Source organism: Novosphingobium sp. BL-S-20, assembly GCF_055521635.1.
In genome coordinates, this window is sequence record NZ_CM145493.1 from 62501 (window position 1) to 84905 (window position 22405).

The window sequence follows — 22405 nt, forward strand, 5'->3', positions numbered from 1 at the left end:
TTCAGCAGGGATTCGCCTTCGAGGATGTGCATCATCCGCTTGGGAATGGGCACGCGGGCGGCGATGGCGGAGACCGCGATCGGGTCGGTCGGCGAAACGACGGCGGCCAGCGCGAAGGCCACGGCCAGCGGCATCGCCGGAATCATCCAGTTGATGAACAGGCCCATACCGATCACCGTCGTCAGCACCAGCCCCAGGGCGAGTTCGACTACGGTGGAGACGTCCTTGAACAATTCGTCCTTGGGAATGCGCCATCCGTCGAGAAACAGCAGCGGCGGCAGGAAGAGCAGCAGGAACAGTTCGGGGTTCAGCGATACGCTATAAGAAGTCGAAAGACCGATCACGCAGCCCAGCAGTATCTGCACGAGTGGTGTCGGCACCGACCAGGGAAGCATGCGCGATACCGCACCGCTTACCACGACCGCCAGCAAAAGGAAAAGTACGACCGAAACTGACTCCAAACCTTGGCTCCTTCCATAATTCTCAGGCGAATTTCGCGGGGACCATGGCGGTTGGGGGCGAAGATTGCAAATCCTGCACCCGTATTTCCTGGCCTGATCGGGCGCGGGCAACCGTTTGATACATTTTCTATCAGACCCGCGTCGGGGGTTGCGCCGCGCAGGAGAGCCATGGAAGATGCAGGCAAGGCACTCCGGCAGTGCCACCCGAACGAAAGCGAGCAGTGACGAAGACCGCCTTGATCATCCGGCACGTTCCTTATGAAGGCGTCGCCGGCTACCGCATGCCGATCGAAGCGGCCGGATACGATGTCGATCGGATCGACGTGACCGATCCCGCCTTCTCTTCCCTCGACCTCTGCGAGCCGGACCTGCTTATCATGATGGGCGGCCCCATGGGCATCTACGAGCAGGACGAGCATCCCTGGATTACCTGCCAGATGCGCCGCCTTGCCCGGCGACTGGAAGCGGAGCGGCCGACCTTGGGTGTGTGCTTCGGCGCGCAGATGATTGCGGCGGCTATGGGCGCCGAAGTCTATGCCGGACCGCACAAGGAAGTCGGTTTTCACAGCGTCTCGGTCCATGACCATGCACTCGAAGGACCGCTGCGGCACATTGCGGGCGTACCGGTGCTGCACTGGCATGGCGACACGTTCACTCTGCCCGCGAATGTCGAGTTGCTGGCGTCCAGCCATCTCTACGCGCATCAGGCCTTCCGGCGCGGCAGCAATATCCTGGCCTTGCAGTTCCATGCCGAAATGGGCCTCGACCCGCGTTTCGATGCCTGGATCGAGCAATGGCCGGAATCGGTGATCGAGGCGGGCGGCGACGAGGCCTCCCTGCGCGCCGCGCACGACAGTCTGGGGCCGAGCGCAGTGGCGGCGGGGCAGGCGATGATCGCGGAGTGGCTTACCGGGCTGCGCTGAAAAGCGGCGCCGTCAGACTTTCGTGGCCTTCTTCTCCAGCAGCATGCGCCGGACTTCCCGGCCCCGCGCTGCCGCGCCGCTGTGTTCGAACAGCCCGAAAGGCGGATCGATCAGCCATGAGGCGAGGGTGAAGGCGGTTTCCGTACCGGGACGGCGCAGTTGCTGGCGCCGGCGCCAGTCCTGGAAGGGCACTCTCCAGCCGCGACGGTCGATGGCAATCCGCACGCCGAGCCATTCCGCCAGGGTATCGAGCTGCACCGCAAGCGCGCGGCGGGCGCGGGCTTTCGGGAACAGCGCCGCCAGTTCCCCGCCGTCTATGCCGCCTTCATCGCGGGCAAGCACCGCGAGATCGACGAGGTGGCGCAGGTCGATCCGGCCGCGCCAGTAGTCGCCCTCCTGCAACTGGTCGTGCAGCACGAAGAGCGCGGCCAGCGCCGCCGGAGAGGGCATCGCCGCCTTCGCCGTGCCCATCGCGAAAGGACGGCAGGACGCCGCCAGCCAAGCAGCATCGCGCTCCCGGCCTACCCGTTTCAGGCGGTAGTGAAGGTCCAGACCGCCCGCATCGCGCTCCCGGCCGAGATTGACGCCCTGCCCGTCTTCATGCGTGAACGGGAAACGGCGATAGCCGATGCTCTCCAGCGCCGCGATCGCTCGCGCGCCCTCCTCTTCGCGAACCATCAGGTCGAGATCGGTGAGCAGACGATCGGCGCAATTCCGCCCTCGACGAGCCAGTAGAGCGGCGCCTTTGAGCAGGATCGGCTCGATCCCGGCGGCGTTGCAGGCGGCAAGAGCCTCGACAAGCTGGACATGCATCAGCCGGTTGCGGGTCGCGGTGCGCTCGGCAATGACGTCGAGCAGGCTGGCGACCTCGGGAGGAATTTCCGCATCGGACGCCAGCGCCGCCGCCAGAGCCGGGGTCACAAGCGTCCGGTTGGCAAGACCGAGCACCGCCTCCCAGTCTATCGTGGCGGGGACATGGCCTTTCAGGCACTGGCACAAGTCCGAGAGCGCCCCGGCCACGCTAGGCAAGAAGAGCCTCGACGACGGGCAGCGCCTGCCCGGCTTCGGCATAATGGAGCGTGCAGGTGCGGGCGCCGTCGACCATGCGCGCCAGAGCGCGCATCTGGGCCGCCGTGCACCGCCCGCCGCGCACGAAGCCTTCCTCCAGCAGGCGACCGAGGCAATCGACCGGGGACTGAGCGATGAGTTGTGTCCCGGCATCTTCCTCTCGGCGCAAGTCGACGATGGCCGCAACCCGCCGCCAGCCGGACGCGGCGGGCGATGGCAACGGGGCATAGCGCAGCCACTGTCCGTCAGCCCGCAGGATCGGGGGAATGTCCGCAAGGCCGGGAACGACTCCGGCGAGGCGGTCCCAGCTTCCGCGCTTGATCGTCAGCGGCAGCGGCAGGCCCATGGCCAGCCCGGTGACGGGATCGAACAGGACGATATCGTCTCCCGCAAGGCTCAGCGGTCCGGACGAGACCGCCGCCAGTGTCGCCAGCGTGGATTTTCCCGCACCCGGCGCACCGATGAGCAGGATCGTCTCGCCGTCGGGGGACGTCAACGAGGCGGCATGGAGGGCGATGTAGTCGTCCTGCTCCAGCGCCAGATCGACCATCATCCCGCGCAGCACGGGCGCCGCGCCCTCGCGCGCGACCAGCGTACCGGCGCGGCCGTCGAAAATGCCGGCCAGGTCGTTCTCCCCGCCGAGTGCCTCCGCGATCACCCGGAGATCGGCGGCGGGCTGCTGCGGCAGATGCGCATAAGGCGCAGCAAGCTCACGGCCCCACGCACCTTCGGGAAAGACGATGGCGATATCCAGTGCGCCCGCCCGCAGGACGGCGCTGCTCCGTTCGGGAGACAGGCCGGGAGACAGGGAAGCCTCGGATGACGCGGAAATGACGCGCTGCACACTCCAGTCCACCAGCAGCGCATCGACCTCGGCTGCCGAAAGACCGAGAGTGCCACCCAGCTCCCGGCGCAGATCGGCCAGACCGATGCCGTCGGCGAGGAGCGCGACGAGCATTCCGGCCGAGCCGTTCAGCGCATTCAGGCGCTGGGTGGCCTCGACGAAAAGGACCGGGCGGTCATCGATGACCAGCGGCAGGACGCCGGAGGCGAGGTGCAGGATCGGCGCATCCGCAACCGGTCCTTCGTCCGTGGAGGAATCCTCGGTCGCTCCCCTATCCGGCAAATCCGTTCCGCATGCTCCCGTTCCAGATACAAAGCCGCCGTGCATCGCGGCTCCCTCCCCCGGTTCGACTTGGCCCCGTCCGTCCGCGGATGATCCGAACGTTCAGGGCCGGACGTTCAACGCCGATCGCGCCTGTCGCCGCCCTTCGGACTTCCGCCGCCGTCACCCTTGGGAAGGCTGGCCTCGGCGCTGACCGAACCGGCACGGCTGTCGCCGCCGCTGGGGACGCCGCTGTCCTTCGGTCCCGAAACGGAGCCGCCGCCATCGCCGGTGGCAACGCCGCTACCGGACCCGCCGCCCGGCGTACCCACCGAACCCGAGCCGCCCGAGGAGCTGCCTCCCCCACCGCCACCGCCGCCGCCACCCGACTTCGCAATCGCAGGCGAACTGAGCGAGGTGGACAGAAGCATCGTCATCACAGGGGGAACGAGAAGCGAATACTTCCCGCAGGCCGCCAGGAAAGATCGTCGGTCGTTGTGGCCAAGTTCGGCCAGTTGTTCCTCTGGAAGCTTCATGAGTTCGACTCCTCGCCAAGTCAGCCGAGGGTACATGACGAAGAGAGGCCGGAAACCGGGAATGTGACAGTTTCTTGCACGGCTATCCCGATGCCACGATGGCCGGGATCAAATGGATGGTCGCCCTACCTCCAATGCGCCGCTTACAGGCTACCTACGGCTTAGAGCAAAGGGCTGACCAGCCGCGCCCCGTTCTCAGCAAGGCGCCTCGTGCGCGAGCGGGCGCGCCATTCCGCCAGCAGGAGTTCGTCGCTTCCGGCGATATAGCCCTGCTGGATTCGCGCCAGCTCGTCGATCGCCGGGCGGTCGAGCAGCAGAAGGCTGACTTCCTCGTTGAGCTGGAACGAACGCACATCGACATTGCTGGAACCAACGATGCCGAGAGTGTCGTCGATCCGCACCGCCTTGGCGTGGAGCAGATAGCCGCGATAGCGGTGGATGCGCACACCGTGCGCCAGGAGTTCGTCGTAATAGGAGGCCTGGGCGAGGTTCACCAGCAGCTGGTCGACCACTTCCGATACGATGACATGGACTTCCACCCCGCGCAGGACGGCGGTGATCAGCGCGCCCAACAGTCCCTCGTCGGGAATGAAGTAGGGCGTGACCAGCACCACCTCGCGCTCGGCGCGGGCGACCTGCCAGGTCAGCAGGGTGAGGAAGCCCTCCAGCGGGTAGTTCGCGCCGCTCGGCAGCACCTGCAAGGTCGAACTTCCGCCCGGCGGCGGCAGGGCGACTGCCGGTTCGAGCATTTCCTCTGTCTCCAGGAACCAGTCGGAAACGAAGATCGCCGACATCGCCGCGACGACCGGCCCCGTGACCCGCGCCACCAGTTCGCGGTTGGTCACGCCGGGCCGGAAATCCTTGGCGACGATGTTGAGCGAACCGGCATAGCCGACCTGTCCGTCGATCAGGAACAGCTTGCGGTGGTTGCGCATGTCGCGGCGGGTGCGTCCCCGGATCAGTCGGAACGGCAGCATCCGCCGCACCCGCACCCCCTGCCCGCGCAGCGCCTGCAAGGTGCCCTTGAGCCAACGGTAGGAACCGACCGGATCGACCAGCACGTGACAGGGCACCCCGCGCGTCACCGCCCGGCCGAGCGCGGCGATCACCCGCTGCGCCGTGGCATCGTCGGCGAAGATGTAGGAGAGCAGGCGGACGTGTTCCCGCGCCGCATCGATATCGGCAATCAGGCGCGCGATCACCGTGTCGTAGTCGTCGATCAGTTCGATCGCATTGCCGGAGGCGGCGGGAAAGTGGCCGAGGCGCCCCGCCAGTTCGACGACTTCGCCCGCATTGTCCGGCACTGCCGGAGCCTCGGCCGCGATGCGGCCCGCGACATCTTCGAAGAAGCCGCGCAGGCTCTCGAAGCGCTCGACCCGCCAGGCCGGAAAGCGTGGGCTACCGATCGCGGCGAACAACAGCAGCCCCGGCACCGGCAAGAAGAAGATCAGCAGCAGCCAGCTCGCCGCCGCCGCGGGCGAGCGCCGCAAGGGCACGACCGCCAGCATCGTCAGGCGAATGCCCCACTCGGCGATGTAGAAAGCCTCGCCGAGAGTGGGCAGCGTCATCATGCCGGGATTGTTGGGCAATCCGCGCCTGATGGCAAGTGTTTGCACGCGCGGCCCCATCCTTCGACAAGCTCAGGATGAACGGAGATGTTCGATCACCTCCGTCGCCATTTCGCTCAGCCTGAGCCTGTCGAAGGCCCCGCGACGAGGCGCTCGATCTCAGGCGGGATAGGCCGCCGTCAGCGCCTTCAACCGCGAGAGGATATCCTCCGGCATCGGGAAATCGTCGCGATGATAGTCGCGGTGGCCCTTGCCCGCCTGCTCGACCAGATCGTCGTGCATGCTACCCATCAGCCCGTTGATGGCGCTGAGGAAGCGCGACATGCGATAGCCCTGCTCGTCGGGTTCGAGCGTGCGCAGGGTATCGTAGAACGAGACCTGCCGACTTACGACCTTGCGGATCATGTGAAAGCGATGCCCGGTCAGCGAGCCCGTGGAGAGCCAGCCCCGCAGGCGGCGAAACTCCGCCTTGCGATAGGCAAGGAAGCCCGCCGCATCGTCCAGCGTCACGCCGCTCACCTCCCGCCATACTGCCGTCCACACCGGCCAGGACAGCAGGACGCGCAGCGTGAGCGCATAGCCGAGCACGGCCGCGCGCCGACGGTTGCGGAAGGCATCCTGCAAGTGCCCCATGACCGCCACGGTCGAGCGGTACAGCAGCGGCGCCTTGTGGCTCGCCCCGTAGAGCACGAGAGCGAAGCGCAAGTGCTTGTAGGCGGCGCGGATGTGCTTATAGCGCCTGCGGGCATCCTGCGGCAGGTCTCCGGTCAGGAGCAGCGTGCCGACCAGTTCGCGCATTTCCGCCCGGCTCGCTCGTTCCCTCCAGAACTGGCGGCAGAGGTCGAGGCAGCGTTGCATCTCATCGCGCGTGCAGTCCACCGGGATCGGATCGGGCAGGCTGACCACCGGATCGACGACATCGTCCATCTCGATTGCCTCAAACAGGGCGCCGAGCACTTCCTGCGAATAAGTCATGCCGGGGCCTCCTCAGCCATGATATGCGAGAGGGTGCCCCGCGCCCGGTAGGCCCAGAGCGTCGGCATGAACATGAAGAGCGCCTTCAGGCAGACCCCTGCAACATAGGCCAGGCCCGCGCCGGTAATGCCGAACAAGTGGATCAGCACAAAGAGCAGCACGGCATAGCCCGCCGCCGCCGTGCCCTCGGCCACGAGTGCCGAACGCTGGCGACCCGCCATGTAGAGCAGCGATTCGAGCGGGAAGCTGGCCATCGTCACGATCAGCGAGGCGGTCATGAGCTGGAGCAGGTCGTAGGCCTCGACATAGCGCTTGCCGAAGACGAGGCCGATCACCGGCTCGCCGCCGAGGATCACCGCCAGCAGGATCACGAAGCCGATGCCGCCCGAGATCAGCGCGCTGCGGATCGCCAGTTGCCAGGGATGGCGGCTCGTGGGATCGAGGCGCATGATCTCCGGATAGAAGCTGCGCGACATCAGGTCGGCGGGCTTGCTGGCGGAATCGAAGAAAGTCGCGGCGATCTTGAACAGGCCCGCGCTCGTCGGCCCGAGCAGGGCGCCGACGATCAGGTTGCTCACCGGCCCCCAGGCGGCCCAGATCGAGTGGGCGAAATTGGTGGTCCAGACGAAGTCCCAGGCGCCCGCAAGCCGCCGTCCGGGACCGAGCAGGCCCGGACGCAAAGCCCCATGGATATCCCGGCGGCGCAGTTCCTGCGTCGACATGAACCACAGGCACAAGTCGCCCAGCAGGTCGGCGAGATACCAGGTCATCACGAAACCGGCGAAACCGAAGCCGCCGAAATAGGAGATCACGCCGCCAAGCGCGCGCAGCGCGGGCGTGACCATCTGCTGCACGGCGATCTGGTCGAAACGGTCGAGCACGCGCAGGATGCCGGTCGGGGTCGCCGCCGTCATCGTCGGGATCAGCGTGCAGTAGAGCATGGCCAGATTCACGTCCTCGGCGGGGATGCCGAACCGTTCCGCCAGGAACGGCAGCAGGACGAGGCCGCCTGCAAGACCGATCAGGCCGCTGGCAAGGTCGAGACCGAAGGCGAAACCGGTGACGTCGCGGAACTCGGCAACGTCACCGCGGCCCAGCGCCGGGGTGCCGTAGCGAACGATGAACTGCCAGGTCTGGAACTTGACCAGCGCGCCGACGCCATTGGCATAGGAATGGATGATGACGAGCGTGCCGAACAGCGCCGGGGTCAGCCCGCGCCCGGCGCAGGCCAGTGCGATGAGGCCCAGCAGCGCGCCGACCAGCTTGCTCGATCCGAGATAGGAGGCATTGCGCACGATCGTGCGGAACACCCCGTCGGAGAACCAGTGCTTCATGGAGACGGCTTTCATCACGCCGCCTTCCGTCCGGCGGCCCCGCCCGAGGCCTCGATCTGCGACAGGCGCAAGTCGATCGCGGCCTTGGCCTGCACCAGCACTTCGACAAGCGGCAGTTCGGCATCGATCTCGACGATAGGCGCGCCTTCGAAAGTCAGGCGCGGCACGTCGGCCACCTTGCGGGCGAGCGAAGACGCGCGGTGGTCGGGCTTGCGGGCCATGGCCACGTCCAGCGAGACATTGAGCCGCAGCACCAGATCGGGCTTGTTCGCCACCATCGCCGCGTAGCGACGGCGCTCCGCGCGCGCCAGCCAACCGACGATCCCGTCCTGCCGCGCATTCGCGAGGCCCAGACCGTCCATCGGCCCCGGCACGCCGAGCTGCGGGAAGCGGTCACCGATGATCGCGTTACCCGCCTCGCGGAGCTTCATCATGCGGGCGAAGCGGCGCACGCGGCGCATCGAGAAGAGGTAGATCACCAAGGCCGCGCCTAAGCCCGGTCCCTTATCCGTCTGGGCTTTCTGCGCCTTGGCATGGATCGACTTGTCGAGCTTGCCGCCCAGCAGCGGCAGGCGCGCGATGCGGCGGCCGATATTGCCGGACTGCTTGCCGAGATGGCAGATCTGCGTGGGCTGGCGCTCGTTCATCCAGAGACGCAGCGCCTCGGTGACGGTCGACTTGCCGGAGCCGTCGCAGCCGACGACGGCGATAAGGGGGGGAAGAGAATGACGGAACATCTGAAAACCTGAAATTTCGATCGAACGGCCGCTCAGGCCTCAAGGCCGTGGCGGCGCAGCACCGCGAGCACGCTTTCGAGCACTTCGCGATAGGGACGGGTGGCATCGACATCGACGATCTGCGCGCCGCCGAAGCGCAAGGTCGGCACGACCGCCAGCTTCTTCTCCAGCATGTCTCGCTGGTGGTCGGACTTGCGCGCCAGCGCGGTATCGACATCGACGTTGAGGCGGATCACCAGGGTCGGGCGATAGGCCGCCATTTCGGCGTAAAGCGCACGTTCGCGGGACGCGAGCCGCTCGACGAGCGCGGAACCCTTGCGCAGCCACGACAGGCCGGGGCCGTCGAAGCTGCCGGGCACTTCGGCCTGCGGATAGCGATCGGTGATGACCTGCACGCCCTGGCGGCGGAAATCGAGCACCTGGCGGAAGCGCCGCCTGCGGGCGAGCGAGAAACCGAACATCGCCAGCGCCGTCGCCAGACCGGGGAGGCGCTTTTCCTGACCGGCGCTCTTGCCGTCATGCGCCTTCTTCGCCTTGCCGGTGAGGAAGCGCTCCGCCAGCCGTCCGACCAGCGGGATTTCGCCGATCCGGCGGCCGAGATCGCCGGTGCCGAGGCCGAGGTACATCGAGCGGGTCGGTGAGCGGCGGTCGAGCAGCGAGACAAGATCGCTGGCCAGCGTGGACTTGCCGGAGCCGTCGCAGCCGATCAGCGCCACGCAGGGCGCCAGTGCAGTGCGGCTGCGGATGCCGGCCTGATTGCGAGGCGCGGAAAAAGAAGCGCCGGAAGGTTGCGAAACGATCCCGGAAGCGAGATCGCGCGGACTTTGGTGTATCGTCATGTTCTGTTGGCCGTGATGGCTCCGCCCGCCGCATGGCACGGCAAGAAACGGAGGATTCCTGCAAATTGACTCGCCTGGATTCAGGTCGATCCGCAGGCCCTAGACCCCGAAGCTGATGTGAAGCTGATGGGGCGAAAAAGATGTTCCGCGCGTTTGACGCCCCTTGAAAGCTGGCATAGCGAGGAAGCTCTGAGGCGCCTTTCCCGCGCCGTTCACTCTGCCTTGGGAGCCTGTCTTGCCCCGTCTGCTGGTTGCGGAAGACGATGCCGCCCTCGGGTCCGCGATGAAGCGCGCGCTGGAACTGGACGGCTATGTCGTCGATCTCTTCGCGCGGGGGGACGACGTGCTCGAAGCGGCCAGCGTGGGCGACTACGACGTGATCCTGCTCGATCTCGGCATGCCGCGCATGGGCGGCCTCGACGTGCTGCGCCAGCTTCGTGCCGACGGCAATGCCACGCCGGTCATCATCGTCACCGCCTTCGACCGCACCCGCCAGCGCGTCGCCGGGCTCGATGCCGGTGCGGACGACTATGTAGTCAAGCCGGTGGACCTGGAGGAACTGGCCGCGCGCATCCGCTCGCAATTGCGCCGCAAAGACGGACGCCCGGCCGACAGCATGAGCGTGGGCGACGTGACGCTGGACGTTTCGGGCCATGTCGCCACCCTCGGCGGCGAGCCGGTGGCGCTGACCGCCAAGGAATTCCGCGTGCTCGCCCTGCTGATGCGGCGCGCCCGGCGCTTCGTCTCCAAGGCGGACCTCGAAGGCGAACTCTACGACCAGGACCACTGGGTGGAATCGAACACCGTGGAAGTCGCCATATCCGCGCTGCGCCGCAAGTTCGGGCGGGACTTCATCCGCACCGCGCGAGGCCTTGGCTACATGGTCGGCGGACCAGAGACGTGAGGCGCTCCTCGCTCTCGATCCGGCTCTATCGCCGGGTGCTGATTCTGCTGGCGCTGACCGGCCTCGGCATGGGCGCGATCCTCTACGTCGTCGCCAATCGGGAGATCGGGCGCGCCTCCGACGCCCAGCTCGTGAACGCCTCGCGCCTGCTATACATGATGATGCAGGACGACCTTACCGCAGGCGTGCTCGTTGCCCGCGGCAAGGACCAGACCCTCGACGAGGGCGACGACCCCCTGCTCTCCAGTCAGGAGCGCAAGGCCTTCCACGCCTCCTACGACTGGTGCATGTTCGCGGTGTTCTGGGACGGCAAGCCGGTCGCCCAGTCCGGCTGGGGGGCGCCCGTCAGCCTCGTCCCGCGCCAGCCGGGCCTCCACGATTTCAAGGCGGTGGGCGACCGCTGGCGCAGCTACGGGCTGCCCGGCCGCGACCCCCGGCTGCTCGTCGTCGTCGCCGAGCGCGATGCCATGCGCGAATTCTCGATGGTTCCGGTCCTGCGCAAGCTGGCGCTGCCGCTGATCCTGCTGATCGCCGCCAGCATGGTCGTGCTCTGGTGGACCCTGCGCAAGAGTCTCTCCGAAGTCGAGCGGCTGGCGACGACGCTGAACGCCCGCTCGCTGGCCGACCTGACCCCGCTGGCCCGCGGCGACTGGTCGCGCGATCTCGGCCCGCTGATCGTCGCGCTAAACAAGCTCTTCGTCCGGCTCGACCAGGCCTACGAACTGGAACAGGCCTTCACCGACGATGTCGCGCACGAACTCCGCACGCCGCTGGCAGCGATCCGCGCGCAGGCGCAATTGCTGCGCAAGACTTCGCCCGCGCCGCAACAGGAAGAGGCAGGCCGCCTGCTCGCCGTGGTCGACCGCGCGGGGGACCTGATCGACGGCATGCTCACCCTCGCCCGCCTGAACGCGACTTCGGTATCGACGCGCTCGGTGGACGTTCACGCGCTGGTGGCGGATGTCGTGGCGGAAACGCTGCTGCGCCTGCCGCCCGATGCGATGGAGTTTTCCGTCACGCCCGATCACATCGTGCGCTGGCGCTGCGATCCTTCATCGCTACAGATCGCGCTCTCGGCAGTAATCGGCAACGCCACCGTCCATGCGAGAAACGGCGGACAGGTGGATATCGCCGTTGTCCGCAGTTCCGACCGCCTGACCATCACCGTGGGCGACCGGGGCTGCGGTGTCGATGCATCCGACCGGGAGCGCCTGCTGCGCCGCTTCGAACGCGGCACGGCGAATGGCGCCGGTAGTGGAGCCGGTAGTGGAGCCGGTAGTGGTTTGGGCCTGTCCATCGCGGTCAAGGCCATGACTCTGGCGGGCGGCACGATCCGGCTGGAGGACCGTCAGGACGGCCCCGGACTTCTCGTCGTGCTGAGCCTGCCCGCCGTTGCAGATTAGGCCACGCGCCTGACTTTACCGGGGCGCGGGGCGGCGGAGCCAATGCTTCGACAACTTCTTCCACCGGAGTATCGGGCTTCACCAGATGGACGGTGCCCGGCGCGCTCGCCTGCACGAGGCAGACGGCATTCTTCGGGCAGATACCAAGACAGGGCACTGCTACCACCTTGTAGCGCCCCTTCCCCTTGAGCTGCGACTTCAGCGCCTTCTCCAGACGCTGCTCCCCGTCCTTGCCGAAACCGCCGCCGACTTTCTTGCCGCACTTCCGACAGACCATCAGGACATCGTCCCACTTGGCCGAAATCTCGCGGACAGGCCCGCCCTTGCTGGACATTTTTCGAATTCCTCGCGTGTCTCTGCCCCTTCATGTGGTCAGTGACCGCAAGAAGTGCGAGTGCGAAGTTCCGTTTTTCGAGATCGCCCCCGACGATCACAGTGACGATCAGGCGATATCAGTCCGGCAGGTCATTGCAGTACCCGCACCGGATCGCTGCCGTCCCAGTCGCGCGCGGCCTGCTTCATCATCTCGAACAGGCCCTCCGATCCGGCCATGGGCTGCAAGTATTCGATCACGAAGCCGGGACCCTGACCGGGATCGACGTAGATAACCTCGCCATCGTCGCCCACTTTGCCCTCCACGATCACTTCGGCGCCCACTTCGGCGCAGGCGCGGCGTGCCTCGGCAATGTCCTTCACGAAGACGCAGACGTGGTGCAGCCGGTCGCGCACCGCATATTCGCCGGTGTAGAGCGACGGGGCATCACTCTCGGTGCGGATCAGCTCGATCTGGATATCGCCCCAGTAACCGATCGCCATCGAGAAGGTGGCATCGGTGGGCTGCCCCTTGTACTTCATCTCGCCCAGTCGCACGTCATTCAGCACGAAGAACGGGCCGACGCCCACGGTTTCGATCCAATACTTCAGCGCGGCATCGAAATCGCTGGGGAAGTAGGCCAGCTGGATCACGTCTCCCAGTGCTTTGAGCGGTCCCGGTTTGGCCGGACTTGTCATGATCTGTCCTTATTCAGGCGAAGAGGCCCTGCGGCTCCTCGATGAGAGTCTTCAGCGTCTGCAGAAACTGCGCGCCGGCAGCCCCGTCGATGGCGCGGTGATCCACCGAGAGAGTGAGCGCGATCCGCGTTTCGAACGCCACGCCGCCAGACGCGGTCTCTACCGGCTGGCGCTGCGCCGCGCCGACGGCCAGGATCGCGCCCTGCGGCGGGTTGATGATCGCATCGAAGTTCTCGACTCCGACCATGCCGAGGTTGGAGACGGAGAACGTGCCGCCCTCCATGTCCTCCATGCCGAGACCTTTTCCCTGCGCCTTGTCGATCAGGCGGCGGGTTTCGGCCGCAAGCTGGTCGATCCGCATCCGGTCCGCCTGCCGCACCACCGGGGTGACGAGGCCCTTGGGACCGGCCACCGCAATCGCGATGTCGGCATGGGGGAAGCGGTAGATGTCGGTGCCGTGAACCTGCACGTTGACCTCCGGATGGCGGACGAGCGCCATGGCGCAGGCCTTGACCATCCAGTCATTCACCGAAGCCTTGCAGCCCAGCACAAGATTGGCGCTCCCCCGCAAGTCCAGCAGCGCGTCGGCGCGGGCGGAGAGGCGCAAGTAGAAGTGCGGGATTTCCTGCTTCGCCTGCGTCAGCCGCTGGGCCACGATCTTGCGGATGCGGTCGAAGGGAACGATCTCCGGCTGGTTGGCGCCGGCGACGAAGGCGGGCGGCGCCAAGCCATCGGAATTGGCCGGCGCCGGAACCAGCGCAAGCACGTCAGCCTTGGAAATGCGGCCACGCGGGCCGGTTCCGGTCACGCCAGTCAAGGCGAGACCATGCAGCGCGGCGATGCGGCGGGCGAGCGGGGAGGCGAAGACTTTGGCGTCGTCCTCCGGCAGCGCCAAAACGCCCTTCAGCACCGGGCTGGCCGGTCCGCGCATGGCCTTGACCACATCCTGATGGGTGATGCGACCACCCCGCCCCGATCCCTCGATCGCAGCGATATCGACGCTTTCCTCTTCGGCGAGCCGCAGCGCCTCCGGGCTGATCGGGCGATTGGTCTCGATCGGCACGCGCACGCGTTCGGGCGTGCCAGCGATGGCGCCGACCGGCTCCACCACCTTCGCCTTCGACGCGCCCTGCGCCACGCCGCCCTCGGCGGGGGTGAAACCGGCGATGAAGGCGTCGATCTCGTCATCCGAGTGCGCACCCTCGTCGAACACCGCCAACAGCGCGCCCACCGGCTCGGCATCGGTGCCGCCCGTGACCATGATGCGGCGCACGGTGGCGTCGTATTCGGCCTCCACCTCGTTGGTGATCTTGGCGGTTTCGATCAGGCACAGCGTCTGGCCGCGCGTGAAGCTGTCGCCTTCCTTGACCATCCATTCGGCCACGGTCCCTTCCGTCATCTCAATGCCCCACTTGGGCATCGTGAAAGCGCGGATCCTGCTCATGACGGCGCCCTCCTCAACGGTATGCCAGCGTCTTGCGGACGGCAGCGGCGACTTTCGCGGGGCTGGGCAGGTAGGCGCCCTCCAACTCGCGGGCGAAGGGCACCGGCGTATGCGGCGCGGTGACCATCTCGATCGGGGCCTTCAGGCTGGCGAAGGCCTTGTTGGCGACAAGCGCGGCAATGTCGGTGGCAAGGCTACAGCGGGGCGGCGCCTCGTCCACGATCACCAGCCGCCCGGTCGCTTCCACGGAATCGAGGATCGCTTCCTCATCGAGCGGAGAGGTGGTGCGCAAGTCGATCACGTCGCAGCCCACGCCGTCCTGCGCCAGATCGTCGGCGGCGGTCTCCGCATAGCCGACCATCATGCCGGAGGCGACGATCGTCACATCCTCCCCGGCGCGCGCCAACCGCGCATGGCCGAAGGGGATGACGAAGTCCGGATCGTCCGGCACCTCGCCCGTCATCGCATAGAGGAACTTGTGCTCCAGGAAGACCACCGGATCGTCGTCGCGGATCGCCTGCCGCAGCAGTCCGCAGGCATCGGCGGGGGTGGCGGGCATGACGACCTTCAGGCCGGGCATGGAGGTGACGAACTGGCTGATCATCTGGCTGTGCTGCGCGGCGGCGTTGTAGCCGGCGCCGCAGGGCATGCGGATCACCGCCGGGCAGACCGACTTGCCGCCGAACATGTAGCGGAACTTGGCGATCTGGTTCCACAGCTGGTCCATGCAGACGCCGATGAAGTCTGCAAACATGATCTCCGCCACCGGCCGCTTGCCGGCCAGAGCGAGACCGCCCGCCGCGCCCATGATCGCGCTTTCGCTGATCGGCGTATCGATCACCCGGTCCGGCCCGAAGGCTTCGTAGAACCCGGTGGAGGTGGACCAGATGCCGCCGATCGCCTCCGGCCCGCCGGCCGTGCCCATGCCGCCTACCACGTCCTCGCCCAGCACGACGACGCGCGGATCGCGCTGCATTTCCTGGAATATCGTGCCGCGAATGGCGTCGCGATACATCATCTTTGCCATGTGCTTCGCTCCGCCAGTCAGTAGCTGATGTAAACGTTTTCGAGGACGTTCTCAGGGCTCGGACGCGCAGCCGCGCGAGAGGCCGTGACGGCCTGCTCGATGGTGCCGAGGGCATCGCTATCCACCGCGTCCAGATCGGCATCGGTCAGCAGTTTCGCCCCGGTCACCTTCTCGCGGAACTTGCGCAGGCAGTCGCGCGTGGCGCGCAGCCGGTCCAGTTCCCCCTCCCCGCGATAGCGCTGGGGATCGCCTTCAAAGTGGCCGAAGAAGCGCTCGGTATCGAATTCCACCGCTGCCGGGCCGTTGCCGGGGGTGCGGACGAATTCCAGCACTTCGCCGAAAGTGTCGTAGACCGAGAAGAAGTCCGTCCCGTCTGCCCGCCAGACTTTCATGCCGAAAGCCTCGGCACGGCTGGCGATGTCCTGCGCGGTGCCCACGGCATAGGCATCGCCGGTATGTTCCGAATAGTGGTTGTTTTCGAAGACGAAGATCGCCGGGGCCTTGGTGACGACGGCCAGGTTCATCGCCTCGAACGTGGTGCCCTGATTGCACGCACCGTCGCCCGAAAAGGCGATGGAGACGGCCAGCTTGCCGTTCTCGTCCGGCCCGTCGATCTTGTTCGAAAGCGCCGCGCCCACCGCGATCGGCGCGCCCGCGCCGACGATGCCGTTGGCGCCCAGCATGCCCTTGTCGATATCGGCGATGTGCATGGAGCCGCCCTTGCCGTTGCACAGGCCTTCCTGGCTGCCCCAGATCTCCTTCATCATGCCGGTAACGTCGCAACCCTTGGCCAGGCAGTGGCCATGGCCGCGATGGGTGGAGACGATCTTGTCCCGCTCCGACAGATGTTCGCACACGCCCACCGCCACGGCTTCCTGCCCGCAGTAGAGGTGCGTGAAACCGGCGATTTCCCCGGTCTGGATCTCCTCGTGAAGGCGTTCCTCGAATTCGCGGATCAGCTTCATCTGCCGATAGGCGCGCGTCAGCGCCTCGCGGTTCAGTTGCATCCCGGTTTCCTCTCCCGTTGTCGTCCGCATGCTGTCACGGTTCCTCTTCAGAGACCAAGTACGGATTTGGCGATGATGGTGCTCTGCACCTCGTTTGTCCCCCCGAAAATCGTCCAGGCCCGGCTGTTGAGATAGCGGGCGGCGGCGACTTGCGCGGCGCGTGAGTGAACCGGCTCCGGCGCATTGTCGCCATAGAGCGGGCGTGAGGTTTCCAGCTGGAGCCCGGCGATGCCGAACAGGTCCACCGCGAGCAGATCGATCTCCTGCCGCAGGTTCGATGCCAGCAGCTTGGTGAGCGAGGTCTGCGGCCCCGGTTTCCGGCCCTTGGCGATTTCGGAGATGATCTTCAGCTCGATCATCTCCAGCGCTTCCACGCCGAGCCGGGCCTTTGCCATGCGGCGGCGCCAGTCCGCGCTGCCTGCCAGACAGCCGCCGTTCCCGTCGCTTTCCACTTTCGCCGCCGCCTCGATCTGGGCGAGGTCGTAGCCGAGTTTCGGCGCATGGCACGATCCGCCGCGCTCGTTTTCGAGGAGGAACTTGGCGATGGTCCAGCCCTGCCCTTCCTCGCCCACCAGGTTCTCTGCGGGCACGCGCACGTCTTCGAGGAACACCTGGTTGACCTCATGGTCGCCCGCCGTCGTCAGGATCGGCCGCACCGAAACGCCGGGGCTGGCAAGGTCGATCAGCAGGAACGAGATGCCCGCCTGCTTCTTCACCTCCGGATCGGTGCGCACCAGCGTGAACATGCCGTTGGCGTGGTGGGCATGGGTAGTCCAGATCTTCGATCCGTTCACCACGTAGTGATCGCCCTCTCGCACCGCGCGGGTCTTCAGGCTGGCAAGGTCGGACCCCGCGCCCGGCTCCGAAAAACCCTGGCACCAGTAATCCTCGCCAGAAAGGATGCGCGGCAGATAGCGGGCCTTCTGCGTCGCGCTCCCGAAAGTCCAGAGCACCGGGGCCAGCAGCTTCAGGCCCAGCACGGTCAGGTTCGGTGCACCGGCTGCGGCGCATTCCTTCTCGAACAGGTAGCGCTGAAGCGGCGTCCAGCCGGTGCCGCCATGTTCGACCGGCCATTGATAGCCGAGCCAGCCCTTGGCGGCGAGCACCGCGTTCCAGGCCTGCCCGATGTCCGGCTCGACGAAAACCGAAGGCGTGGCGGCGGCGCCGGCCTTCACCGCATCGGGCAGATGATCGCGCAGAAAGGCGCGCACATCCTCGCGGAAGGCTTCGTCGGCGGGGGAGAGTTCGATGTCCATCCGTTCTATCGTTCCAGAATCGTCACCGCGGAGACGCCCGGCGCGCCGTAGACGTGGCTGTAGGCCGTCTTGGGGCCGCCCCGCCTATGGCCGGGCACCTGACGGCCGCCGCCGTCCCCGCGCAGTTGCACCACGTTTTCGTAGACCTGCCGCAGCCCCGAAGCGCCGATCGGCTCTCCGCAGGCAAGGCAGCCGCCATCGGTATTGACCGGCAGGGTGCCGCCGATCTCGGTCCACCCTTCGGCCAGCCAGCGTTCCTGATCGCCATCGGCGCAGAAACGGTTCTCCGCCATGTGCATGATCTCCGCTCCCGCTTCGGTATCCTGAATCTGCGCCACGTCGATGTCGCCCGGACCAATCCCGGCCAGACGGAACGCATCGGCCGAGGCGATGCGCGTGGCGGTGCCGCGCGGCGCGCTGTCGTCCGCCACGACATCCACGCTGGGCGCGAAAACCTCGAAACTGTGCGGCGGGCGGGTGCGCATGGTCGCGGCCTTCAGGCGCACCAGCGGCTTACCCAGTTCGCGCGCCTTCTTCTCGCTGGCCAGCACGAGCGCGACACCGCCCTCGGCCGGGGAGCAGAACATGTATTTGGTGTAGGGATCCGATACGAGCGGCGCGGCCAGGATCTCCTCGATCGGCACCGGCTGGCGCCGCCAGGCGTGCGGCGCGTGGGCACCGTTGCGAAAGGCCTTTTCCGCCACGCGGGCCAGCGTCTGGTGGGAGATACCGAACATGTGCATGTAGCGCATGATCTTCGCCGCGAAGAACTGGGTGGTGACCATGTAGCCCGCCTCCCCATACCAGTCCGGCAGGTTGTATTCGCTGGGCAGGGCATTGAAGGCACCGCGCGGATGCTTGTCGAACCCGACTGCAAGGCCAAGCTCGAACTCGCCCGACTTGATCGCCATCTGCGCGGAAAACAGCGCCGATCCGCCCGCCGCGCAGCCGTTGCGCACATTGATGAACTGCACCCCGGTCAGCCCCAGCCGGTCCACCATGGTATCGGGATTTCCGGCCGCGTCCGAACTGCCATAGGCGAACTGGATTTGCGGCCAGTCCACGCCCGCATCGGCCAGCGCCTGCCGCACCGCGAAGACGCCCTGATCGACGCCGGACAGGCCATCGGTGCGCCCGAAAGGATGGATGCCGATGCCGACGATGCAGACGTCGCTCATGCGCGGCCTCCCTCGATCGGCGCGAAGGCCGGAATGGCCAGCGGCTCGGCCGCCTCGGGATCGAGCGCCAAAGGAACGAGGCGCACCGGCATGCCGATCTCCACCGCATCGAACGCCACATCCACCAGCCGCGCCTCCACGATCACTTCGCCCGGCAATTCGACATAGGCGACGATCCAAGGCGCAAAGGCCTCTGGCCCGGCATAGGGCGGCGTCTTGGGGCGATAGCGCTGCACGGTGTAGGACCAGAGGCGGCCCTCGCGCGCCAGCGGCACGGGGTCGCAGGCGTCGCCGGCCGGGCAAGGAAAGACTACGCGCCCCGTTTGCAGTTCGCGGCCGCCCAACAACCGGGGCGGCGTCTCTTCCGTGAACAGGCCTTCGGCAATGGCGCGCATCGTTCTCCCCATCTCTCGGCTTTCGAGTCCGTTGATGTGAATGGTTTAAGCGTGCCCGCCCCGGCTTTGTGACTCACCAAAACGCTAGGGTAGCCAATGTGCCAGTTCGTGCGACGCAGTGGGGCGGGAGAACGAAGCCATGGCAAAGAGCTGGGACTACATCATCGTCGGCGCCGGTTCGGCCGGCTGCGTCATGGCGGAACGGCTGAGCGCAGACGGCCGCGCGCAAGTGCTGCTGCTGGAGGCAGGCGGCGCCAACGACAGCTTCTGGGTCACTTTGCCCAAGGGCGTGGCCAAGCTGGTGAAGAAGCCCGAACACATGTGGGCCTATCCGGTCAGCCAGCCGCGCGAGGAAGGCGCCAACGAGGCGGGCGGCGAAGTCTGGATCCGGGGCAAGGGCCTTGGCGGCTCATCCTCGATCAACGGCATGATCTGGAGCCGGGGTGAACCGGCGGACTACGACGCCTGGGAAAGCGACGCGGGCGCCACCGGCTGGAACGGCGCGAGCATGACCGCCGCCTTCCTCGAACTGGAAGACCACGCGGCGGGCGCCTCACCGATGCGCAGCAGCGGCGGCCTCGTCCATGTCGATCCCGCCTGCTACACTTACCCACTGGCAGAGCGGATGATCGAATCCGGCGAAGCGCTAGGGCTGCGCCGCGTGGACGACCTCAACGCGGCGGCCGGCCCACGCGTCGGCTATTACAGCCACAACATCCGAAATGGCCGCCGCGAATCCTCGGCACGGACTTATTTGGCGGCGGCGCGCGGGCGGCCGAACCTGACGGTGGTGACGGGCGCCCTAGCGGAGCGGATCGTGTTCGACGGCACCCGCGCCACGGGGATCGATGCGGTGGTGAACGGCGCACCGCAACACTTCGCATGTTGCGGGGAGATCGTGGTGAGCGCGGGCGCGATGGAAAGCCCGCTACTGCTCCAGCGCTCCGGAATCGGCGATGCCGAAAGGCTGAAGGCAGCGGGGATCGCCCCGCTCGTCCATTCGCCCGACGTGGGGGAGCGGATGATCGAGCACTTGTCGATCTCTATCCCCTATCGACTGGAGCACGGGCGCGGCACCAACCGCAGCTTCTTCGGCGTGGGCGCGGCCATGGCCATGCTGCGCTATCTGCTGCGGCATGACGGCGTACTGGCAACCGGGCCTTTCGAGGTCGGCGCCTTCTGCAATGTCGCCCATCCCGACGGGCGAACGGACGCGCAGTTCTATCTGGGCGGCTACACTTTCAAGGTCGGCGACGACAAGGACCCGGTCCCACTCGACAAGATCGATCCGCGCCCCGGCGTCACCATCTACGGCCAGTTGCTGCGCCTCACCAGCGAAAGCGCGGTGCGGGCGACGGGTCCGAAAAGCAGCGATCCAGCCAACATTCGCCACAATTTCCTGACGACCGAGCACGACCGCTACTCCGCCGTCGCGCTGGTGCGCAAGATGCGCGCTTTCATGGCGGAGGCGCCGCTAGGGCAGATGGTGGGCGCGGAACTGGTGCCCGGCGCGGAAATCGACAGCGATGCGGCCATCCTCGCCGCCTTCCGCCGCCTGTCCAGTTGCGGCCTCCACGCCATCCGCTCCTGCCGCATGGGCAGCGATCCTACAGCGGTGGTTGATCCGCGCCTGCGGGTAAATGGCGTGACCGGCGTGCGGGTGGCGGACTGTTCGGTGATGCCGGGCCATGTGACCGGCAACACCAATGCCCCCGCCATGGCGCTAGGCCTGCGCGGCGCGAAGCTGATGCTGGAGGACCGGATTACGTTTTAAGCAATTCTCTGGCGGCATGGCCAAATCTGGACAGCGAACGACCGTCGGCTTTCGACCTGTGTATCAATGCGGTGAGAGACAGCTTTGTCGGGGTTACCGGACTTCGGGTACATAGTAGGTATATGCTTTTCCTCGCGAAGCAGGGTCCCAACCCTCCGCCAAAGCCTGCCGTATATCAGCTTCCACGAGCTTTGCTGACACAGGTGGGCGTTGCGGTACTGGCAACAGCCGTCCATCTCGCCCTTTTGGATATGGGTATTCAATAATGAGTTCGCGCCGCGCTTCGCTTGCGACTTTTACCGAAAGGCAAAGGCCCTTGTAGCCGTCTCCGCTGTTACTCCATTGGGGTTCGCTCGTGAGAGCCCAATGGAGAACGAGATCATCGATATTGACCGTTCCTTTGATGGTTCGTTTCTTGCGCTTCGAGTTTAGACCGCCTGCCAACGCTTTAGCTAGCTAGCCGCACCTTTCGAAGTCAACGTCAGCTTTGTTGGTTTGTACGGAACGTCCACTCCAAACGAAAATCCCGAAAACTGCCATCCACGCCGTCTCCGAGCAGACACTAATTGTGAAGCGAGATGTAACCCAGCTGGGCCGCCTTGAAGACGGTCTGGCTGCGGTTCACCGCGTTCAGCTTGGTCGCCGCATTGTGGATGTGGAACCGCACGGTGGCGCGGCTGCGGGACATGATCATGCTGATCTCCAGATCGGTCTTGCCGATCGCCGCCCAGCGCAGGCACTCCACTTCGCGCTTGGATAGGCGTGATTCCGGCGGCAGGGCCTGGGTGGAACCCATCACCTGCACATAAGTGGCGACGAACGTGCGGGCATAGAGGCCGAGCGCATCCGACAGGCGCAGGAAATCGTCGGAAAGGTCAGTCCGGTCCTTGTCCAGCGGGTTGAAGCTCACCGCGCCGATCTGCCCGAACGGCAGGTGCACCGGCACCGCAATGCAGGCACGGGTCATGGCACGCTGTTCGAAATTGGCGATGTCGATGGATTGCAGGTAGGCATTCGGCTCGCGCGTGCGGAACCCTTGCGCATTGGCCCAGAACGGCTGGCCTTCGAAGCGGCAGGCGGTAGTCAGCGGGGAATCGAGCGCGATGCGTGAATTGCGCCACCAGACCCGCTCGTCATCGTCCCAGCCGAACACTTCGATCGCCAGCACCTTGCCCTCGCCGTCGACGGGGGTGCGCTTGTCGGCAATGTCGTGCGCGGGCGCGGCCCGGTAGCCGAGGTCCATGGCGATCCTGTGCAGCGCCTCCGCCGCCGCGCGGATACCGGCCGGCGACGAGACGCGCACGGCGTCTATGTTTTCCTGTGACAACAGCGACATGTTTTTCCTCTCTTGCCAGGGAGCGTAACGTGTCCCGCCGGGGTGCACAATTGCCCGAAAGCCGAAAAACGGTGCGCCCATCCTAGCCTTTTGCCCAGCGGAGATGGTCCCACGGCAGGTGCTA

The 22405-nt window shown here is 66.4% G+C and carries 21 protein-coding genes (1 of these 21 only partly in view); 4 read left to right on the forward strand and 17 right to left on the reverse strand.

The annotated features are described in order from the left end of the window. Positions 1 to 461, reverse strand: the beginning of a protein-coding gene (locus ACZ1II_RS00300; protein WP_465143843.1) for a Na+/H+ antiporter. Its footprint begins 1189 nt before the window's first position; 461 of the gene's 1650 nt are visible here — the first part of the coding sequence; the start codon lies at positions 459 to 461; its stop codon lies beyond the left edge, outside the window. Between the two features lie 221 nt (positions 462 to 682). On the opposite strand from ACZ1II_RS00300, the gene ACZ1II_RS00305 reads away from it, so the two are divergent. Then, complete coding sequence (locus ACZ1II_RS00305; RefSeq protein WP_465143844.1) at positions 683 to 1384, forward strand: glutamine amidotransferase; 702 nt, start codon at positions 683 to 685, stop codon at positions 1382 to 1384. Between the two features lie 12 nt (positions 1385 to 1396). On the opposite strand, the gene ACZ1II_RS00310 is transcribed toward ACZ1II_RS00305, so the two are convergent. From ACZ1II_RS00310 to ACZ1II_RS00345, 8 genes are all read right to left on the reverse strand, one after another. Further along, positions 1397 to 2404 carry a nucleotidyltransferase family protein gene (locus ACZ1II_RS00310; protein ID WP_465143845.1) on the reverse strand — a complete coding sequence of 336 codons (1008 nt, stop codon included), beginning with the start codon at positions 2402 to 2404 and terminating at the stop codon, positions 1397 to 1399. Position 2405: 1 nt separating this feature from the next. Next, positions 2406 to 3578: a hypothetical protein gene (locus ACZ1II_RS00315; protein WP_465143846.1), complete on the reverse strand. Its 1173-nt coding sequence runs from the start codon at positions 3576 to 3578 to the stop codon at positions 2406 to 2408. 116 nt (positions 3579 to 3694) lie between these two features. After that, a complete protein-coding gene (locus ACZ1II_RS00320) occupies positions 3695 to 4093 on the reverse strand; it encodes a hypothetical protein (RefSeq protein WP_465143847.1) in 399 nt (132 codons plus the stop codon). 161 nt (positions 4094 to 4254) lie between these two features. Next, positions 4255 to 5664, reverse strand: coding sequence for a cardiolipin synthase (gene cls / locus ACZ1II_RS00325; protein WP_465144498.1), 1410 nt, complete (start codon positions 5662 to 5664; stop codon positions 4255 to 4257). A gap of 156 nt (positions 5665 to 5820) precedes the next feature. Next, complete coding sequence (locus ACZ1II_RS00330; protein ID WP_465143848.1) at positions 5821 to 6636, reverse strand: hypothetical protein; 816 nt, start codon at positions 6634 to 6636, stop codon at positions 5821 to 5823. Continuing rightward, positions 6633 to 7985, reverse strand: a complete 1353-nt coding sequence (locus tag ACZ1II_RS00335; RefSeq protein WP_465143849.1) for a lipopolysaccharide biosynthesis protein — start codon at positions 7983 to 7985, stop codon at positions 6633 to 6635. Before ACZ1II_RS00335 ends, ACZ1II_RS00330 begins: the two co-directional genes overlap by 4 nt. Beyond that, positions 7985 to 8707 (reverse strand): nucleoside/nucleotide kinase family protein, encoded by a 723-nt coding sequence (locus ACZ1II_RS00340; RefSeq protein ID WP_465143850.1) that lies wholly within the window; start codon positions 8705 to 8707, stop codon positions 7985 to 7987. Before ACZ1II_RS00340 ends, ACZ1II_RS00335 begins: the two co-directional genes overlap by 1 nt. A 32-nt stretch (positions 8708 to 8739) precedes the next feature. Next, complete coding sequence (locus ACZ1II_RS00345) at positions 8740 to 9546, reverse strand: nucleoside/nucleotide kinase family protein (RefSeq protein WP_465143851.1); 807 nt, start codon at positions 9544 to 9546, stop codon at positions 8740 to 8742. A gap of 235 nt (positions 9547 to 9781) precedes the next feature. Here ACZ1II_RS00345 and ACZ1II_RS00350 point away from each other — a divergent pair, with 235 nt between their 5' ends. Further along, positions 9782 to 10450, forward strand: coding sequence for a response regulator transcription factor (locus tag ACZ1II_RS00350; RefSeq protein ID WP_465143852.1), 669 nt, complete (start codon positions 9782 to 9784; stop codon positions 10448 to 10450). Then, the gene (locus ACZ1II_RS00355) at positions 10447 to 11853 is read left to right on the forward strand and encodes a sensor histidine kinase (protein WP_465143853.1); all 1407 of its coding nucleotides are present in this window, start codon (positions 10447 to 10449) and stop codon (positions 11851 to 11853) included. The genes ACZ1II_RS00350 and ACZ1II_RS00355 overlap by 4 nt, the downstream gene beginning before the upstream one ends. A 465-nt stretch (positions 11854 to 12318) precedes the next feature. On the opposite strand, the gene ACZ1II_RS00360 is transcribed toward ACZ1II_RS00355, so the two are convergent. Genes ACZ1II_RS00360 through ACZ1II_RS00390 form a run of 7 tightly spaced genes read right to left on the reverse strand, consistent with a single transcriptional unit; the run spans position 12319 to position 19183 of the window. Next, positions 12319 to 12864: a VOC family protein gene (locus tag ACZ1II_RS00360; protein ID WP_465143854.1), complete on the reverse strand. Its 546-nt coding sequence runs from the start codon at positions 12862 to 12864 to the stop codon at positions 12319 to 12321. Between the two features lie 13 nt (positions 12865 to 12877). Continuing rightward, positions 12878 to 14308, reverse strand: a complete 1431-nt coding sequence (locus ACZ1II_RS00365; protein ID WP_465143855.1) for a 2-oxo acid dehydrogenase subunit E2 — start codon at positions 14306 to 14308, stop codon at positions 12878 to 12880. Between the two features lie 13 nt (positions 14309 to 14321). Continuing rightward, on the reverse strand, positions 14322 to 15335 hold the full coding sequence (locus ACZ1II_RS00370; protein WP_465143856.1) for an alpha-ketoacid dehydrogenase subunit beta: 1014 nt from the start codon (positions 15333 to 15335) through the stop codon (positions 14322 to 14324). Between the two features lie 17 nt (positions 15336 to 15352). Beyond that, positions 15353 to 16342, reverse strand: a complete 990-nt coding sequence (locus ACZ1II_RS00375; protein WP_465144499.1) for a thiamine pyrophosphate-dependent dehydrogenase E1 component subunit alpha — start codon at positions 16340 to 16342, stop codon at positions 15353 to 15355. A 47-nt stretch (positions 16343 to 16389) separates the two neighbouring features. Further along, positions 16390 to 17598 (reverse strand): acyl-CoA dehydrogenase family protein, encoded by a 1209-nt coding sequence (locus ACZ1II_RS00380; RefSeq protein ID WP_465143857.1) that lies wholly within the window; start codon positions 17596 to 17598, stop codon positions 16390 to 16392. A gap of 5 nt (positions 17599 to 17603) precedes the next feature. After that, positions 17604 to 18776: a thiolase family protein gene (locus tag ACZ1II_RS00385; protein WP_465143858.1), complete on the reverse strand. Its 1173-nt coding sequence runs from the start codon at positions 18774 to 18776 to the stop codon at positions 17604 to 17606. Beyond that, entirely contained in the window at positions 18773 to 19183 is a 411-nt protein-coding gene (locus ACZ1II_RS00390; RefSeq protein WP_465143859.1) for a Zn-ribbon domain-containing OB-fold protein, read from the reverse strand. The genes ACZ1II_RS00385 and ACZ1II_RS00390 overlap by 4 nt, the downstream gene beginning before the upstream one ends. 127 nt (positions 19184 to 19310) lie before the next feature. Here ACZ1II_RS00390 and ACZ1II_RS00395 point away from each other — a divergent pair, with 127 nt between their 5' ends. Next, a complete protein-coding gene (locus tag ACZ1II_RS00395) occupies positions 19311 to 20945 on the forward strand; it encodes a GMC family oxidoreductase (RefSeq protein WP_465143860.1) in 1635 nt (544 codons plus the stop codon). A 562-nt stretch (positions 20946 to 21507) separates the two neighbouring features. Here ACZ1II_RS00395 and ACZ1II_RS00400 read toward each other — a convergent pair. Then, positions 21508 to 22281 carry a helix-turn-helix transcriptional regulator gene (locus ACZ1II_RS00400; protein WP_465143861.1) on the reverse strand — a complete coding sequence of 258 codons (774 nt, stop codon included), beginning with the start codon at positions 22279 to 22281 and terminating at the stop codon, positions 21508 to 21510. Positions 22282 to 22405: the final 124 nt, after the last annotated feature.

What these genes read in the sequence shown, in the direction of transcription:
- ACZ1II_RS00320 (WP_465143847.1), bottom strand. Translation starts at nt 4,093, where the DNA reads ATGAAGCTTCCAGAGGAACAACTGGCCGAACTTGGCCACAACGACCGA.
- cls (WP_465144498.1), bottom strand. Translation starts at nt 5,664, where the DNA reads ATGATGACGCTGCCCACTCTCGGCGAGGCTTTCTACATCGCCGAGTGG.
- ACZ1II_RS00330 (WP_465143848.1), bottom strand. Translation starts at nt 6,636, where the DNA reads ATGACTTATTCGCAGGAAGTGCTCGGCGCCCTGTTTGAGGCAATCGAG.
- ACZ1II_RS00335 (WP_465143849.1), bottom strand. Translation starts at nt 7,985, where the DNA reads ATGAAAGCCGTCTCCATGAAGCACTGGTTCTCCGACGGGGTGTTCCGC.
- ACZ1II_RS00340 (WP_465143850.1), bottom strand. Translation starts at nt 8,707, where the DNA reads ATGTTCCGTCATTCTCTTCCCCCCCTTATCGCCGTCGTCGGCTGCGAC.
- ACZ1II_RS00345 (WP_465143851.1), bottom strand. Translation starts at nt 9,546, where the DNA reads ATGACGATACACCAAAGTCCGCGCGATCTCGCTTCCGGGATCGTTTCG.
- ACZ1II_RS00360 (WP_465143854.1), bottom strand. Translation starts at nt 12,864, where the DNA reads ATGACAAGTCCGGCCAAACCGGGACCGCTCAAAGCACTGGGAGACGTG.
- ACZ1II_RS00365 (WP_465143855.1), bottom strand. Translation starts at nt 14,308, where the DNA reads ATGAGCAGGATCCGCGCTTTCACGATGCCCAAGTGGGGCATTGAGATG.
- ACZ1II_RS00370 (WP_465143856.1), bottom strand. Translation starts at nt 15,335, where the DNA reads ATGGCAAAGATGATGTATCGCGACGCCATTCGCGGCACGATATTCCAG.
- ACZ1II_RS00375 (WP_465144499.1), bottom strand. Translation starts at nt 16,342, where the DNA reads ATGCAACTGAACCGCGAGGCGCTGACGCGCGCCTATCGGCAGATGAAG.
- ACZ1II_RS00380 (WP_465143857.1), bottom strand. Translation starts at nt 17,598, where the DNA reads ATGGACATCGAACTCTCCCCCGCCGACGAAGCCTTCCGCGAGGATGTG.
- ACZ1II_RS00385 (WP_465143858.1), bottom strand. Translation starts at nt 18,776, where the DNA reads ATGAGCGACGTCTGCATCGTCGGCATCGGCATCCATCCTTTCGGGCGC.
- ACZ1II_RS00390 (WP_465143859.1), bottom strand. Translation starts at nt 19,183, where the DNA reads ATGGGGAGAACGATGCGCGCCATTGCCGAAGGCCTGTTCACGGAAGAG.
- ACZ1II_RS00395 (WP_465143860.1), top strand. Translation starts at nt 19,311, where the DNA reads ATGGCAAAGAGCTGGGACTACATCATCGTCGGCGCCGGTTCGGCCGGC.
- ACZ1II_RS00400 (WP_465143861.1), bottom strand. Translation starts at nt 22,281, where the DNA reads ATGTCGCTGTTGTCACAGGAAAACATAGACGCCGTGCGCGTCTCGTCG.